We start from the raw sequence: 16,802 nt of genomic DNA on the forward strand, positions 1-16,802 counted from the left end.
GCGCGGAGGCGCAACGCGGTCCGGGTGGGCGGCTGTCGAGTCGTCATGAGCGTCTGCTCCTTTCAGGGGCGCAGCCGCGGGGGTGGGGGCAGCGGGTCTCAGGGGTAGAGCAGCACGTCGTCGCCGGCCCACCGGCCGGGCGGCGCCGGGGGATCGCACAGCGGCAACGGGTCGTCGCCCGCGTCGACGGCGCGCCGCAACCGGTCGGATCCCCACAGCAGGTCGATGAAGTGACGCCGGCCGGTCCTCTCGCCACCACCGTCCGTGGTGTGCCAGGCGAAGTCGTCCGGGTACAGCCGCCGCAGCGTGGCGAGCATCGCGACGGCCGTACGTACCGGAGCGAACACCTCGCGGTCGGTGATGTGGAGCTGGACCCCGCGCAGCGTCCGTCCGGCGTGTTTGTGGAAGGTCGGTACGTACCGCAGATCACGGAAGTGCACTCCCGGCAGGGCCAGCTCGGCGAGCGAGGGCGCGAACCGCGCGTCGATGTACGGGGCCCCGACGATCTCGAAGGGCTGCGTGGTCCCTCGGCCCTCCGAGAGATTCGTGCCCTCGAACAGGCAGGTGCCGGGGTAGACGGCCGCAGTGGCGGGCGTCGGGATGTTCGGCGAGGGCGCGACCCAGGGCAGGCCGGTGGCCGCCGCGTCCATGGCGCGCTCCCAGCCGACGGCCTCGATCACCGTCAAGTCGGCGGCCCGGCCCGCCACTCGGGGCACCGCCGCGGCGTTGAGATGCCGGGCGAGTTCACCGCAGGTGAGGCCGTGCCGGACGGGAATCGCGGCGCGCCCGACGAAGCCGGCCCACGCCGGGTCGAGCAGCGGGCCCTCGCTGACGAGTCCACCGAGGGGATTCGGCCGGTCGGCGACCACGAACCGTACGCCAGTGCGAGCCGCCGAGGCCATCAGGTCGAACATGGTCCACACATAGGTGTAGAACCTGGCCCCGATGTCCTGCAGGTCGTACACCAGGGCGTCGACACCGCTGTCGATGACCAGTTTGTCGAGCCGCTCGCCGTCGCACCGGTAGGTGTCGTGCACCGGCAGACCGGTGGCGGGGTCCACCCGAGCGGCCTCGCTCTCGCCGGCCTGCCCGGTCCCGTGCAGCCCGTGCTCCGGACCGAACAGGGCGACCACCCGCGCGCCCGCCTCGAGCAGCGCGGGCGCGGCCGGGCGCAGGTCGGGCAGGACGCCGGTGTGGTTGGTCACCAGCCCGAGCCGGCCGGTCCCGGCGAGTTCCGGCGACACGTGCAGCCGAGCGATCCCGGTCGTCACCGCGACGCGGTGGTCCGTGCTCATCCTTTGCCCCCGTCTGCGGTGACATCTCGAAGCGGCGGTCGGAAACCTCCATACGTGCCGGTATCGGAATTTAGCAGTGATTTGTCCCAGCCCGTGGCGGCACTGCCGGTGCCCGCACGGACCGTGGCTCGGCCGAACGGCTTCCGTCGCCTGCCTGGCCGTGACGAACCCGTCCGGGTGAGGGCGGCCGGCCAGGATCCGCTCGACGGCGTGCCGCGTGCCCGAGACGCCTGGAACGACAGCTCGGGCATGGCGTGCACCGTGCGGTGCCGCCGGGACACCGTCCGCCGGCCCGGCCGGTACGGGTGGAACAGCACCTGAGCCCAGACGTGGATGAGCCGTCTCCGCCCCCCGCGGGGGCCCGGTCGGACGACGACCGGGCCCCGGGGCCGGCAAGGATGCGCCGGAGGCTGTCTGATGCGCCGTCAGTTCACGGTCGGTGACCCGGTCGCCGGCAGGGCCGAGCCGAACTCCCAGTGGCCCGAGCCGACCTGGTACACCGCCTCCGCGCTGTCCGTGCGCAGCAGCCGCGCCCCTTCCGGTGCCCGCACGGAGCCCTCGGTCGCGGGGACGTGGACCTCCGCGGTGCTGCCGGCCGGGACGTCGACCGTCAGCCGGAAGGTGTCGGCGTCCCGCTGCCAGGCGGTGCGGGCGGTGCCGTAGGGGGTGCGGTGGGAGGCGGACGCGGACGTCATGTCGCCCTCCACGGCCGGGTCGACGAGCAGTTCGGCGTAGGCGACGGAGTCGGCGGTCTGCGAGAGGCCGGCGACCCGGGTGGTGAACCAGGAGTCGATCGCGCCGAGCATGAAGTGGTTCTGCGACTGGCCGGGGCCGCCGTCCCAGGACTCGCCCAGAGTGGTGTTGCCGGCCCTCACCTGGTAGCCGTAGCTGGGGCTGGTCGTCTGCGTGGCGACGGCGTGGACGATGTCGTCCCGGCCGGCGGCGCTGAGCACGCGGAAGGCCGCGGGCAGGGAGATCTCGCCCAGCAGCAGGTGGTAGCCGGCGTTCCGCACGGACGAGGTGAAGTGGGCGAGCAGGCGGTCGCGTTCCCCTGCCGGGTAGGCGCCCATGTCCAGGGCGAGCGCCTCGGCGCCCTGGCCGCCCCCGCCGAAGGTCCCGGTGGCGGCGTCGTAGTACTTGGCGGCCAGTGCCGTGGCGCCGGCGTCGGCCTTGGCCCGGTAGGTGGCGGCGGCCTCCGCGTCGCCGAGGACACCGGCGATGCGGCTCAGGGCGTCGACGACCCGCCAGTAGCCGTAGGTGCCGGCGACGGCGCGCGGGAAGGTGCGGTCGGGGGTGAACCAGTCGCCCAGCCCGTAGTCGAGGATGCCCCCGCTGACCTGCCGTTCGAGGAAGGCCGCGTACGCGCGCATCCGCGGGTAGTACGTCTGGAGGGTCTGCCGGTCGCCGTAGGTGGTGTAGAGCTGCCAGGGGACGAGGACGAAGGCGCCTCCCCAGTTGGAGTCGTTGCGGTAGGCGCCGGGCAGGCTGGTGTACTCGGGGACGGTGCTGGGGATCAGCCCGTCGGTGGTCTGTGCGTCCGCCATGTCGCGGACGATCTTGCGCAGGTAGGCCTGCATGTCGTAATTGGCGGCGAGGGCGGGGAAGACGAGCTGGTCCTGTTCGAGCCAGCCCAGTTTCTCCCGGCTCGGGCAGTCGGTGAGGACGCTCATCATGTTGCCCTCGATGGCCCGCCGGATCAGCCCGTGGATGTCGTTGATCAGCGGGTCGGAGCTGGTGAAGTCGCCGGCCGGGGCGTTGGCGGTGCGCAGGACCTCGCCGCGGACGGTGACCGTCGCACCCTCGGGCAGGCCCTTGACCTCCAGGTAGCGGAAGCCGTGGTAGCCGAAGCGGGGGTGCCAGGTCTCGCTGCCGTCACCGCGGGTGGTGTAGCTGTCCCACAGGGGCGCGCCGACGTTGCTGATCGACTGGAACGCGTGACCGTCCTTGAGGCTTTCGGCCGGGTAGACGCGGACCGTGGTGCCGGCGGGGGCGTCGACGGTGAGCTGGGGCCAGCCGGCGATGTTGCGTCCGAGGTCGAAGACGCGGCTGTCCGCGCCGGCGACCTCGGTGCCGGTGAGGGTCTGCACGACCTTGACTGGTTCGGTCTCGCGGGCGCTGAGGACGGCGGGCCGGTCGGCCGTTCCTGGTGCGCTCACCGCCACCGCGTGCGGCCAGGCGTGCCGGTCGCCGCCGGGCTCGTCCCACCGCGGGATCTCGCGGCGGGCGTCGTAGTCCTCACCGCCGTACCAGTTGCCGGCGGTGGTGGGGCCGAGCGTGGTGCGCCAGCCGTCGCCGCTGGTGACGGTGCGGACGCTGCCGTCGGCGAGGGTGACCTCCAGGCGGGCGATGAGCTTGGGGTCGCTGAGGTTGCCGTACAGCTTGCGGTAGCGGTCGGCGGTGCTGACGACATTGGCCATGCCGTTGCCGAGGGCGACGCCGACGGTGTTGGCCCCGGCGCGCAGCAGGTCGGTCACGTCGTACGTGGCGTACTGGACGCGCTGGGCGTAGGTGGTGTTGGCGGGCTCCAGGACGGCGTCGCCGACCGGCCTGCCGTTGAGGGTGGCGTCGTAGACGCCGAGGCCCGCGATGTACAGGCGGGCGCTGCGCGCGTCCTGCGGCAGTGTGAAGTCGTCGGTGAGCAGCGGCAGTCCGGCCGGCAGATAGGGCGTGGGCGGCTGCCGGCCGGTGACCTGCGCGAGGGAGGTGAAGGGGCCGCTCGCCGCGTCGGCGGCGGAGACGGCGTAGTCGACGGGGAAGCCGGGGACGCGGCCGTCGTCCGTGAGGACGTCGGCGCGCGGGTAGAGGGCGATCTCGTCGAAGGTCTTGGTGCTCTTGAGGTCGAGGGTGAGCGTCACGGGCGCGGCGGAGACGTCCGGTCCGGTGTGGGCGGCGCTCGCGTATCCGGCCGCGGTCTGCAGGGCGCTGTTGGGCAGACCGTCGACCGCCAGCGCCGGTTCCCAGGTCTTGCGGACGGTGTTGCTCTCGGAGGCGGTGACGGCGGCGCCGCGGGCGAGGCCGGTGGTGGAGGTGGCGGAGTCGCGCAGGTCGATCTCACCGAGCTGGAGGCGCCAGGTGCGGTCCGGGAAGCTCTCGGCGAGCGGGAGTCCGAGCCTGGTGACGTCGAGACGCACGTAGCGGGCGGTGGTGCGGGGCAGGCGGACGACGACGGGTTCGACGGTGCGCTCGCTCAGTTGCCAGGCGGGGTGGGTGATCCAGTCGGCGCCCCAGTCGGACGGCCGGGTCAGGCCGGTCTCGAAGACGGCGGGCCGGCTCCAGGCCGAGTGCTGCGGTCCGCGCTGGGACCAGAGCATGACGCGCCAGTAGACGCGGGTTCTCGAGCCGATGTCCTTGCCCGCGTACGTCGTCGCGGGCGTGGTCGAGCCGACCTTCCCGGAGTCCCACAGGTCGGGCCGGGAGGCGTTCAGCAGGCCCGGCGAGGTGGCGGCCTGCACGCGGTAGGCGGTCTGCCGGGTGTCCGGTGCGGTGGCGGTGGTCTGCCAGCTGAGGTCGGGTGTGGTGTCGTCGATGCCCAGCGCCCGGGTGAGGTGCTGGCTCCGCAGCCGGGTCGGGGAGATGGTGCCGGGGGCGGCGGCCTCGGCGGTGACGGCGCCGGCCAGCAGGGTGACGAGGGCGGTGGTGGCGGCCAGGAGTGCGGTCGGTCTGTGCTCCTGGCGCAAGCGCGGTCTGCGCATGGCGGCTCCTTGCAGAAGGTGACGGGGTGTCAGGTGCGGTGGAGCGTGGCGGTGACGGCGCCGGCCGGCAGGGTGACGAGGGCGGTGGTGGCGGCCAGGAGTGCGGTCGGTCTGTGCTCCTGGCGCAAGCGCGGTCTGCGCATGGCGGCTCCTTGCAAAAGGTGACGGGGTGTCAGGTGCGGTGGAGCGTGGCGGTGACGGCGCCGGCCGGCAGGGTGACGAGGGCGGTGGTGGCGGCCAGGAGTGCGGTCGGTCTGTGCTCCTGGCGCAAGCGCGGTCTGCGCATGGCGGCTCCTTGCAAAAGGTGACGGGGTGTCAGGTGCGGTGGAGCGTGGCGGTGACGGCGCCGGCCGGCAGGGTGACGAGGGCGGTGGTGGCGGCCAGGAGTGCGGTCGGCCTGTGCTCCTGGCGCAAGCGCGGTCTGCGCATGGCGGCTCCTTGCAAAAGGTGACGGGGTGTCAGATGCGGTGGAGCGTGGCGGTGACGCGGCGCCTGAAGCGCAGGGTCACGGGCCCGAGGAGGCCGGACGGGAGCGGCTTGTTGCGCTCGTTGGACAGCGTGTTGGCCACGCGGACCCGCACCGTGTTGCGGCCCGTGCGCAGCAGTCCGGTGACGTCGGCCGTGAACGGCGCCCACAGCAGCGGAGCCAGCGTCCGGCCGTTCACCGTGACCTCCGCGACGTCGCGCACGTCGCCGAGGTCGAGCAGGACGCGGAGTCCGTCGAGCCGGGCGGCGTCGACGTCGATGTCCGTGACGTACGCGCCGGTACCGGAGAACAGCGGGTCGCGCCCGGTCCAACTGCCCAGGGGCCCGGTGACCGGGGTGGCGCCGTCCCGTTCGAGCATGAGGGTCCAGTCACCGGTCACCGGGAGCGGGGTGAGCGGGTCGTCGACGCGCACGGTGCCGCGGTAGCGGTGGCTGCCGTCGGTGCCGGTGAGGGTGTAGGTGCCGGGGGTGTCCGCCTCGACGGTCGCGGTCAGGCCGGTGCCCTGCCGTTCGACGCCGAGGACCGGCAGCGGGGAGTCGGTGAGGTGCGGTCCGGGCCGGGTGCCGGCGTGCACCACGGCGACGAGGGTCTGGTACGGCTCCAGGGTCAGCGGCAGCCGCACGGCGTCGTGGCCGCTGGTGTGCAGGGGCGCCGGGCCCCCGGTGCCGGTGGCGGGGTCCCACAGTTCCGGCGCGCCGGACGCGGGGAGCGTGGCCACCGTCCGCACCGGCGCGCCGCTCTCGTTGTTGACGAGGAAGACGGTGTCGGCGGCCCGGCGCACCCGCAGCACCCGGACGGCGTCCTGCGGCGGGTCCAGGACGGCGGCGGCCGCTCCGGCGGCGTGGGCGGCCGCGGCCAGCCCGGCGGTGTCGGCGACGCGTACGGCGCTGCCGCGGCCCAGGGGACGGGTGCCCGGCAGCCGGTCGCCGAAGAGGTCGGCGAGACCGTGTGCCAGGGACCGGTCGTTGCCGTCGGCGTCGTCACTGTCGAGGGCGCCGACCGCGACGACGGTACCGCCCGCCTCGGCGAAGGCCCGCAGCACCCGCAGACCGGCCGCGTCCAGCGTCGGTGCCGGGGGCACCACCACGAGGTCGTAGGCGGCCGCCCCGACGACGAGCCGTCCGCCGCGCACCTGTGCGTGGGCGAGGAGGGCGGGGTCGCCGCTGAGGGCGCCCTCGTGGAGCAGGTCGAAGTCGACCTGGGCACGTTCGAGGGCGTAGGCCGTGTCCGCGAGCGGGCCGTCGACGTCCTGCTGGCGTGCGGTGCCGGTCCACTGTTCGGCGGCGCGCTGCGGCTGCAGCAGCGCGGTGCGGGCGGCAGAGGTGCCGCGGCCGGCCTCCATGACGCGTCCGATCCACTCGGCGAGCGGCCGCATCGCCCACCACCAGGGGGCGCGCGGCCCGAACGGCGGCGGGAAGTACACCCGGGTCTCGTCGGTCCACAGGGCGTGCAGCACGGTCAGGTTGATGCCGCGCGTGGCCTGCGCGCCGACGGTGGCGTGCACGAAGGCGGGGGTGACCTGCCAGCCCATGTTGCCGAACATCTCCAGCAGGGCCCGCTCCCGGCCCTGCTGGTGGGCGACGGAGGCCGGGTTGCGGGGGATCATGGTGGGCCGGCCGGCGACGTACTCGGCGGTGATGATGTCGCCGCCGGGCACCTGCGCCCACTGGTTGACCTTGTGCAGGTCGCCGGTGGACGGGATGCGCTTGGCGGGGGCGGTCTCGTCGTAGAGCGGGTTGGTGATCAGGGCGACGCCCCGCTCCTCGTACCAGCGGGACTGCTTCTCGAACGCGGCGGCGAAGCGGTCGGAGACGGCCCGCCAGTACCGTCCCCGGGCGATGCGTCCCGCGCGGCCCAGGTCGTCGAACGCGCTCGCGTAGGCGAGGCCGGGGGTGACGCCGACCGCGCGCAGGGCCCGGTCGAGGGTGGGCGACCAGGGCAGCCGCTTGAAGTGGGCCTCGGCCGAGGCGAAGAAGGGCTCGTCGTCCCAGAAGCCGGGGACGACCGTGCCGAAGTGCCGGCCGAAGCGGCGGTGGTACTCACCCGGCACGATGTCCAGGAACAGGTCGACCGGTTCGTCGTCGAGCAGGTCGACGTAACCGCGGCTGTAGCCCTGGGAGTCGTCGACGAGGACGACGCCGCCGAACACGTCGACCTGCCACGTGCCCGCCGGCGCCTGCCAGGTGTGCCCGTCCGCCAGTTCGTCCGTCAGCTCGACGACGTCGTCGCCGTCGCCCTGGCCGGCGGGCCGGGCGGCCGCCGCGGCGACGGTGATGCCCGTGCCGGGCAGGGCGCGGTCGGGGAAGTCGCCCGCGGCGGCGGGCTCGTCGTACGTGGCCTGGTAGAGGGCGGTGCCGTCGGCGGCGGTCACCGCGAGGCTGTCCCACAGGGCCCGCTGGTCGTCGACGGCGCGGACACCGACGCCGCCGGTGGTGTGGGCGGCATCGTCGACGCTGCCCTTGTCGACGCCGTCGAGGGTGACGGACAGCGCCGTGCCCCGCACGGTGACCCGGAGCGTGTGGAACTTGGTCTTGTTGAACCCGTCGGTGCGTCTGCTGCGCAGCAGCTCGACCGGGTCGGAGCCGGGCGTGAGGCGCTGGACGGTGACGACGCCGGTCTGGTCGAAGGCGACGGCGTATCCGCTGCCGCCGTCGGCGGACGCCCGCACGACGAGGCCGGCCGCGGTGTGCTCGGCCTTGGCGCTGCCGGTGACGGTGCAGTCGCCCCAGCCGTCGCTGCCGCGCAGGACGGCGGCCCCGGCGAGAACCGTGCCGTCGGCGACCAGGCGGCCGGCCTCGACGCCGACGCCGGTGCTGCGCAGCAGGTCGACCGTTGCGGGGCCGTGCACGACGGTGGTCGAACGCCACAGCGCCTTCAGGCGCAGATCCGGGCGCGGCGCGTAGGTGCGGGCGCCGACCCGGCCGCCGTTGACGATGAACTCCCCGGCCCGGCCGCTCGGGAAGTGGTCGTCGTTGAAGATCCACACCCGCATGCCGGTGCGCTCGGCGGTCTCCAGCACGTGTCCGACGACGGCGAACCAGTCCTCGGTGAAGAACACCGGCAGCATCTCGGCGTTGTCGAAGGGGAAGAGGACCACCTCGTACATGCCCTTGGACCGCAGGTCCGCGAGCTGGCGGTCGACCAGGTCGGGGGTGACGGGACCGTTCCAGTACCAGTAGACGGTGGGGCGGCTGTCACGGCGCGGGTCGGCGAACCGGCTCGCCGACCAGGCGGTGGTATCGGGTGCGGTGGGTGAGCCGGCGGCGCGGGCGGTGCCGGGCAGGCCCACCGCGAGCAGGGTGCCGGTGGCGCCGGCCGCGGCCACGAACCGGCGTCTGGACAGGGCGTTGTCGGGCATGGCGAAGCTCCTGGTGTCGAGGGGGAACGCGAAGGTCAGCCCTGGGCGAGGGCCAGCACGCCGGCGGCGGTCAGGGCACGGTTGTGCAGCCGGACATCGCGGACGGCCCCGTGCAGGTAGGGGTGGGCGCTGTTCTGGGAGCGGCCCACATAGTTGCGGCTGGTACGGCCGAGCAGGAGGGGACCGGCGACCATGCTGTTGTTCCGCCCGGCCTCCCGGCCGTCGATGTAGAGCACGCCGGTGCCGCCCGCGAGGGTGAGCGCCACATGGGTCCAGCGGCCGACCGGCAGCGGGCCGGTGGCGTCGATGACGTCCTCCACCTTCATCCCGGCGATCTTCAGCGCGGCGCGGGCGCGTCCGGCGCCGGTGGCCGCGGCGAGGAACAGGTAGGTGTCCTTGTGGTAGCCGAGGTCGAAGACGCGGGCCGAGGGCACGAGGGTGTCGACGCGGACGCGCACGGCGACGGTCAGCTCGTCGAGTGCGCTGGGCAGGCCGGGCGGGAGCAGGAGGTGGCCGCCCAGGCCGTCAAGGGTCACGCAGGGGTTCCCGCCGTCCGTGCTCCAGGCGGCGCCGCCGACCAGCGCGGCGTCGGGGAAGGTCCGGGTGCGGTCCGCGGCGGTCGTGCCACAGCCCTCGTCCAACGGGTAGCGGACGACGTCCCGTTCGGGTGTGCGGCGCGGTGGCACGGCCCAGTAGACGTTGTAGCGCTGGTGGTGGACCTCGTGGAAGGGCCGCAGGGACACCTCCCGGTCGTCGGCGAGCGCGGTGAAGGCGGTCCCGCCCGCGGAGGCGGCGCTCAGGCCGGCGGGGCTGATGGTGGGCAGTGTGGCCGGCGGAGTGTCGCCGTACTCGCCGGCCAGCACGAGCGGGCCGTACGACAGCGCCTGCACCTGCGGATTGTCGGGCGCCGGGTGCCAGACCGGCACCCGGGGCAGGACGAGGTCGACGGTGTCGCCGGGGTGCCATTGCCGTTCCACGTCGGCGTACGTGCCGGGCCGGAGGCGGGCGGTGACGGGGAGGCCGTTGACCTTCAGGACGGCGGGCCTGCCGGTGGCGGCGACCCAGCCGGGGATGCGGAGGCGGAGGCTGAAGCGCGCCTGTCCCGCGGTGACGGTGAGGCGGGTGCGGTCGCCGGTCGGGTAAGACGTATCCTGACGGATCGTCACTCCCGTTTCCTGCCAGCGCAGTTCCGAGGGAATGAACAGGTTGACGTACAGCGTCGGCCGGTCGGTGCCGACGCCGCGGAAGTAGACGGTGTCGGCGAACTTGGTGTGGGTCTCCAGGCCGGTGCCGTGGTCGCAGGAGAAGTTGTCGTAGTCGCCGCTGTAGCTGCCGGGAGCGGCGCCGAGTCCGCCCTTGGGCTGCCGCTGGGAGCCGGCCCACAGGCCGGTGTAGTAGGTGACGAACCCGTGCTCGGAGTCGGGGTCCTGTTCGCCGAGCATCTGGTTGTACAGGGTCCACTCGTAGTGGTCCATGTAGGCGGTGCGCTGCGGCCGGTGCAGGAACAGGTGCCTGCCGAGCTTGAGCATGTTGTAGCTGTTGCAGTTCTCGCAGGTGACGTCGGAGAGCCGGCTGACGATCTCGTCGGGCGGGCCGAACAGCTCCTGGTTGGAGTTGCCACCGATGACGTACGAGTGGTGGTCCACCACGTGGGTCCAGAAGGTGTCGGCGATGTCCAGGTAGCGGGCGTCGCCCGTGGCCTCGTAGCCCGGCACCGTGCCGACCACCTTGGCGATCTCGGTGTTGGCGTGCCGTCCGGCGAGTTCGTCGCGGCCCGCGGCGAGCGGCGCGTACAGCTCCTCGTGGTCGAAGCGCCGGGCGGTGCGCAGGTGCACCGGGTCCCCGGTCTCCAGGTACAGCCGGGTCAGGACGTCGTTCATGCCGCCGAACTCGACCTTCAGCACGCTCTGCATCCGCTCCCGGGACAGCGGTGCGGTGCGCGCGTCCGCCCAGGCCGCCATCTCCAGCAGCACCGTGAGCGCCTGCCGGTTGCCGCTCAGCCGGTACTGGTCGAGCAGACCGGCCATGATCTTGTGCAGCGTGTAGTACGGCGCCCAGGGCCTGCCGCCCGCCTCCAGCTGGTCGAAGACCGTCTCCGGGAACGCGGAGAGGTATCCGCGGTGGAAGCCGGCCGCTGGCCCGGCCTGCTGGCACTCGGCCAGCGCCGCGACGAGCCGGCGCCCCTTGTCGGCGTAGGCGGTGTCACCGGTGTTGGCGTGTGCCTGGGCCAGGGCGCTGAGCAGGTGCCCGGTGGTGTGGCCGCGGAGCTGGACGGTGGGGGCCTCCCAGCCGCCGCAGGGCTCCGCCGAGGACGGCAGGCCCACGTTCAGCCGGAAGGTGTGCAGCAGCCGGTCGATGTCGACGAAGAGCAGGTAGGCGCACGTGCGGCGCATGTTGGCGAGGAACGGGCTCTCCAGCAGCCGGACGGCGGAGAGCGGGAACGGGGTGAGGGGCGGCGTCGGCGCGGACCGTGCCGCGCCGGGCGGCTCGGCGGCGGCCGCCGGAGTCACCGGCAGTACGGTGAGGGCCGCCGCGGCGGAGGCGGCGAACAGGACGTGGCGTCGGGACGGGCGCGATCCGTGGTGCTGTGCGGGCACAGGACGGTTTCCCTTCGGGTAGACGGCACTGACTTCCGGAACGGGGGGTGGCCCGAGCGGGGACGAGGACGCTCGGTCGCGGACCAGGACGCTCGGTCGGGGAGGAGGGCGGGGAGGAGGGCGGGGAGGAAGGCGGGGTTGAATCGTTCAAAGCAGGTGGATCGACGACGTGGCCCTCCGGCGGCCGTGCCATGAGGGCCGGGCGGGGCGCACCGGTGGCCGGTGCGCCTCGAGGGGTCACTCGACGGTGGCCTGGGCGTACGGCACCAGCCGGACCGGACCGGTCAGCCCGTAGGCCTGCCGGGCGGTGGTCCCGAAGACCTCGGGCCGCGTCACCCGGAGACGGTTGATCAGCGGCGTGGCCACCTCGATCTCGACGGTGTTCTCGCCCGCCCGCAGCAGCGCCCCGAGGTCGACGACCGGGTGGATGCGGTCGACGGGTGCGGTCCGGGTGCCGTTGACCGTGACCCGGACCGTGTCGCTGACCTGTCCCAGCTCCAGTACGGCGCCGTGGGCGTCGCTCCAGTCGGCCGGGAGGACGACCGTGGTGCGGTACCGGCCGATGCCGGCGCAGTCCGCGAGCTGCGGGATCTGCGACCAGGGCAGCAGGGTGTCGAGGGTCAGCGTGCGCCGCACGGTCTCGGTGCGGGCCGGGGAGGATCCGGGGTACCAGTCCTCGACGTCCAGCTCCCAGCGGCCCGGCACGATGGAGGCGGGCACCGGCGGGAGCGTGGTGGTGACCGTGCGGCCCTGGGACAGACGGGTGGTGTACGTGCCCGCGGCGCCGGCGCGGACGGTCAGCCCCCGCTCGGTGAACAGCACCTGGTCGGCGTCGGTGGCGACGGCGTGCGGGCGGCTGCCGAGCCGGTCGCCGAAGAGTCCCGGCCGGCCCAGCGCGACGATCGTCGTCTGGCCCGGCTGGAGGCTGATGCGCAGGGTGACGTCGTCGCCGTCCTCGGTGTAGCGGGCGAGGCGGACCACCTCGCCGCTCCACGGGTCGAGCAGGTACGGCACCGTGTGGCCGCCCACGGTGCGGCGCAGGGTGACGTCGTGGTCGATGGCCGCGACGGGCGGCTTGACGGTCTCGGCGTGCTTGCCGTTGCAGAAGTAGTAGAAGTCCGCGTCCTTGGTGACCCGGTGGGCGTTGAGGAGGGTGGACGCGGTGGCGTGCCGCACGTCGGCGGTGACGCCGAGGCCGGCGAGGGCGTCGCCGACCGCCGCCTTGTCCGTGACGCGGACGACGTTCGGCAGCGCGAGCAGCCGGGTGAGCACCGCGCGCAGTTCGTCGGTCTCGCCGGCACCGGGGACGCCCGGGGTGAGCGCCTGGTCGAAGGCGCCGAGCAGCACCATGGGCAGGCCGGCCCGTGCCAGCGTGAGCAGCTTGCGGGCGTCGGCCAGGGCGAGGGTCGGGGTGGAGCCGTAGAAGAAGTCCCCTTCGACGAACAGCGCCTTGTAGGCGGGGCCGTCCGGGGCGAGCCGGCCGTCGGAGACCGTGGCGTTCGGCAGGTCGAGCAGGGGGCCGCTGAGGAACTGGTGCGTCCAGCCGAGCGGGACGCCGGTGGCCGTGAACCAGGACGCGCCGATGCCCGTGGCGGTGTAGCCGGTCTGCCGGAAGACGGCGACGTCCGCGCGGACGGTGCCGCACTGCAGGACGCGGTGCACGCGGCCCAGGTAGCCGGCGATGTCCTCGACGTGCCGCCAGGTGGGCTGCCGGGGGCCCCATGACTCGCCGTAGCCGGGGGCGCCGTTGTAGGGGCTGAACGCCGCGAAGCCGGGCCACTGGGCCTCCGGGGCGGTGGCGTAGGAGAAGCCGTGCACGACGGTCTGGTTGACGCCCGCCGCGTAGGCGCCGCCCATGGTGCGCAGGAAGCGGTCCCAGGTGGTGCTGTAGGCCGAGCCGTTGTAGGCGCCGGACTCGCAGGACAGCACGGTGTGGCCGGCCATGTCCCGGCCACCGGCCAGGCAGCGGAAGTCGTCGAGGTTCTTGAAGCCGAGGGACTCGCCCTCGGGGATGTCCAGCAGCGCGGCGGACTCGATGGCGTCGGTCTGCAGCCCGTACGGTTGGGCGCGCAGGCTCATGCCGAGGGAGTGCGCCCAGTCCCGCAGGGCGCGCACGTGGTGCCGGTTGAACAGGTCGGAGACGGTCGCCCAGAAGTCGTGCCGGACCTGCCGGGTCAGCTGGGCCTCGAAGGCGAAGACCTGGTTGCTGTTGTCCAGGACCAGGGCGGGCAGGTACGGCAGCAGCGGCCGTCCCGTGCGCTCCTCGAAGGCTCGCGGCAGCAGTGGGGTCCAGGTCAGCCCGTCGGTCTCCATCTCGATGGAGTCCTCGAAGAACGCGCCGCCCGCCGCCTTCAGCAGGCTGCGCAGGGAGTCGGTCAGCACGGCCCGCTCCCAGAAGCCGGTGACCGCGGCGGTGCCGGCCGCGCTGAAGTGGTCGACGACGTAGGCGGCGGGCGCGGAGTGCGGCCCGGATTCCGGCTGCTGGCCGGAACCGCGCCGCCAGTAGGAGATCAGCGCCCAGTCCCCGTCGGCGGGGGCCGTCCAGGAGAGCGTGCCGTCGGTGACGGAGGAGGTCAGGTCGCGGACGCTGTCGAGGTCGAGCCCGGTCTCCTTGCGGGTGGAGTAGGCCGGGTTGATCCGGGCGGCCTGGACGGCGAGGAGACTCTGGCGGGTGACGCCGGCCGCCGCCGCGTGCACCGGCGGCGGGACCGGGCCCCGGTAGGCGGTTCCGCCGGTCACCGTGACGCGGCCGTGGGCGAGTTCCTGGGCGGCGGCCTCGTCGTCGGGGGTGACGCCGGGCACGGCCACGGGCCAGCTGGGGCCGAGGGTGAGGTCGACGGTGAGGCCGCGTCTGGCCGCCCGGCTCAGGGCCGCCTCGACTCCTGCGCGCCAGGGTGCGCTGCCCCACCCGTGGTGCTCGGTGTCCAGCAGGGACTTGTTCTTGACGCTGTGGTGGACGGCGGCGATCTCGGCTCCGCCGAAGCCCGCGTCCGCGATCTGGTCGATCTCTCGGGCGATCTCGTCGGGGTCGACGAGGCCGTCGGGCCACCACCAGCGGAACTTGGGACGCACGGAGCGCGGCGGGCGCGCGAACCAGTCGGCGGCCGGCCCGGCGGTACCGTCCGCGGGAAGGGCGGCGGCGCCGGTTGAGACGGTACCGACGGCGGCGACGGTTCCGGCCGCCAGCGCGACGGCGAGGACCGTGCGCCGGGACATCCCGCCACGTTGCGAGAGGAATTCAGGCATAGGTGCGCCCCACAAGATGACTCGAGACCGGATTGAATCGTTTCAATCCGATGTGAACGCCGGAACGCTAAGCCTGTGGCTCCGGGGGGTCAAGACGTGGCCGGCCGGTAACTTCGCGCGCACGGCCCGAACCAGTGCTCTGACAGCCGGGGTTCGCCCCCGTCACGACGGGCGACGCCGCCTGCCGGGCACTGGCGGTGAAACACGCACCGCCCGAACGCGGGTCACGCTCGGGCGGTGCGACACCGGTGGGGTTCAGGCGAGTTCGACCAGGTGGTCGCCCCTGGCATCGTCAGACGGGCAGCGCCTTCTTGAGGATCTTGCCCGCGGGATTCCTGGGCACCTCCTCGATGAACCGGATGCGCTGGGGCCGCTTGTACGCGGCGAGGAGGCCGGTCAGGTGGGCCTGCACCTCGTCGGCCGTCGTCCCGTCCTCGGCCACCACGAAGGCCAGCGGCACCTCTCCGTAGTCGGCGTCCGTCACCCCGATCACGGCGGCGTCGTGCACCGCGGGGTGGGAACGCAGCGCCTGCTCGATCTCCCTCGGGTAGACGTTCTGCCCCGCCCGGATGATCAGGTCCTTGCACCGGTCGATCAGATGCACCCGGCCCTCGCCGTCGACGAAGCCGAGGTCGCCGGTGCGGATCCAGCCGTCCGTCGTGATGTCCGCGGTGGCCTTGTCGTCGTTCCAGTAACCGCGCATCACTCCGGGGCCGCGTGCGCAGATCTCCCCGATGACGCCGGGGGGCGCCTCCCGGTCCTTGTGGTCCAGGGCTCTCACCGACATGCCGGGGATCACCCGGCCGGCCGGGATCACGTCGACGGTGCCCGGCGCGGGGTGCTCGTCCGGACCGAGCGTGACGAACGGACCGCCCACCTCGGTCATCCCGTAGACCTGCCGGAAGCCGCAGCCGAGCCGTTCGGCGGCCTCGGCGTGGATCTCCGGGGGCATCGGCGCGGCACCGTAGAGCACCTCGCGCAGACTGGACAGGTCCGTGCTCCGCAGCGACTTCGCCCGGAGAAGGAAACGGAGCATCTGTGGCACGAGCCAGATGTGCGTGGCCCGGTTGCCCGCGATCGCGGCCAGCGCCCGCTGCGGCTGGAAGCCCGGCATGAGCACCACGGTGGCACCCGCGGCCATGTAGGTGAGCGAGACCACCAGGCTGCCGTGGTACAGCGGGCAGCAGTTGACCAGCACCATGTCGTCCGTGGGCCGCACTTGGGCGAGCCAGCCGAGCGCGATGGCCCGGAAGGAGGCGTGGTCGACTACGACCCCCTTGGCCCGGCCCGTGGTCGCCGAGGTGTGCAGGATCGCCGCCAGGGCGTCGTCCGCCACGTCGGGAAGACCTGAGGTCCCCGCCGGGGCCGGTGCGGTGTCGGCGGGTGCCGACCCGTCCGCCTCGCACAGTGCGGCGAACTCCGGGCCGTCCAGGGGCAGTCGGATCCGCACCGGCAGATCCGGGTGGCGCTCCAGCAGGGCCGACTCACCGATCACCGCCGCCGGGTCGCAGCGCTCCGCGATTGCGGTCACCTCGGCGGGGGTGAGGCTGTGGTTGAGGGGGACGAACAGCACACCCAGCCGGGCCAACGCGAAGTACGTCTCCAGCACCTCGATGCGGTCCAGGGAGAGGACGGCCACCCGGTCGCCGGGGCGGATGCCGTGTCCGAGCAGTCCGTGGGCGAGCCGGGCCACCCGGTCGTCAAGCTCGGCCCAGGTGACCGAACGGCGCGCGTCCACGAGCGCCGTCCGGTCGGGGAAGCACTGACGGTTGCGGTGCAGCAGCTGGGTCAGCCACATCACGCACTGCCCGGCCGCGCACCGGAGCCGGCCCGGTCGGTGAGGAAACGTTCGTAGTCCGCGATCGTGGACAGGTGCTCCATGTCCCCGGCGGTGATTTCCACCCCCGTGCGCTGCTCGATCAGCAGGATCAGTCGGACGAGGTCCCCCGAGTCGATGCCGCTGGCGGCCAGATCGGTGTCGTCGCTGAGTTTCTCAGCGTACTCCGACGTCCCGGTCAGCTCGGTGAGTAGCTCTCGTATGGTGCCCATGCCCGTCCACCTTTCGGTACGCCAAGATCTCGATCGGTAAGGAGGGCTGGGGACGCCCCGACAATCCCCGCCGCCACT

Annotated in this window: 7 protein-coding genes; all 7 read right to left on the bottom strand. The window is 73.3% G+C overall.

Going from position 1 to position 16,802, the window contains the following annotated elements; all coding sequences use genetic code 11:
- Nucleotides 1-98: 98 nt before the first annotated feature.
- On the bottom strand, nt 99-1,295 hold the full coding sequence (locus ACGFRF_RS30140) for an exo-beta-N-acetylmuramidase NamZ domain-containing protein (protein WP_393745291.1): 1,197 nt from the start codon (nt 1,293-1,295) through the stop codon (nt 99-101).
- Between the two features lie 425 nt (nt 1,296-1,720).
- Nucleotides 1,721-4,987: a family 78 glycoside hydrolase catalytic domain gene (locus ACGFRF_RS30145; protein ID WP_393745293.1), complete on the bottom strand. Its 3,267-nt coding sequence runs from the start codon at nt 4,985-4,987 to the stop codon at nt 1,721-1,723.
- Between the two features lie 458 nt (nt 4,988-5,445).
- Complete coding sequence (locus ACGFRF_RS30150) at nt 5,446-8,832, bottom strand: glycosylhydrolase-like jelly roll fold domain-containing protein (protein ID WP_393745295.1); 3,387 nt, start codon at nt 8,830-8,832, stop codon at nt 5,446-5,448.
- 35 nt (nt 8,833-8,867) lie between these two features.
- A complete protein-coding gene (locus ACGFRF_RS30155; RefSeq protein WP_393745297.1) occupies nt 8,868-11,429 on the bottom strand; it encodes a beta-L-arabinofuranosidase domain-containing protein in 2,562 nt (853 codons plus the stop codon).
- 237 nt (nt 11,430-11,666) lie between these two features.
- The gene (locus ACGFRF_RS30160; RefSeq protein ID WP_393745299.1) at nt 11,667-14,675 is read right to left on the bottom strand and encodes a glycosyl hydrolase; all 3,009 of its coding nucleotides are present in this window, start codon (nt 14,673-14,675) and stop codon (nt 11,667-11,669) included.
- A gap of 292 nt (nt 14,676-14,967) precedes the next feature.
- Nucleotides 14,968-16,473, bottom strand: a complete 1,506-nt coding sequence (locus ACGFRF_RS30165; protein WP_393745301.1) for a class I adenylate-forming enzyme family protein — start codon at nt 16,471-16,473, stop codon at nt 14,968-14,970.
- Nucleotides 16,473-16,724 carry an acyl carrier protein gene (locus ACGFRF_RS30170; RefSeq protein ID WP_393745303.1) on the bottom strand — a complete coding sequence of 84 codons (252 nt, stop codon included), beginning with the start codon at nt 16,722-16,724 and terminating at the stop codon, nt 16,473-16,475. The genes ACGFRF_RS30165 and ACGFRF_RS30170 overlap by 1 nt, the downstream gene beginning before the upstream one ends.
- Nucleotides 16,725-16,802 lie beyond the last annotated feature (78 nt).

It is taken from the genome of Streptomyces sp. NPDC048521, assembly GCF_043199855.1.
GTDB lineage: Bacteria > Actinomycetota > Actinomycetes > Streptomycetales > Streptomycetaceae > Streptomyces.

Bases quoted from the DNA above. Each gene is read 5' to 3' on its own strand.
- ACGFRF_RS30150 (WP_393745295.1), bottom strand. From the start codon at position 8,832: ATGCCCGACAACGCCCTGTCCAGACGCCGGTTCGTGGCCGCGGCCGGC.
- ACGFRF_RS30170 (WP_393745303.1), bottom strand. From the start codon at position 16,724: ATGGGCACCATACGAGAGCTACTCACCGAGCTGACCGGGACGTCGGAG.
- ACGFRF_RS30160 (WP_393745299.1), bottom strand. From the start codon at position 14,675: ATGCCTGAATTCCTCTCGCAACGTGGCGGGATGTCCCGGCGCACGGTC.
- ACGFRF_RS30165 (WP_393745301.1), bottom strand. From the start codon at position 16,473: ATGTGGCTGACCCAGCTGCTGCACCGCAACCGTCAGTGCTTCCCCGAC.
- ACGFRF_RS30140 (WP_393745291.1), bottom strand. From the start codon at position 1,295: ATGAGCACGGACCACCGCGTCGCGGTGACGACCGGGATCGCTCGGCTG.
- ACGFRF_RS30145 (WP_393745293.1), bottom strand. From the start codon at position 4,987: ATGCGCAGACCGCGCTTGCGCCAGGAGCACAGACCGACCGCACTCCTG.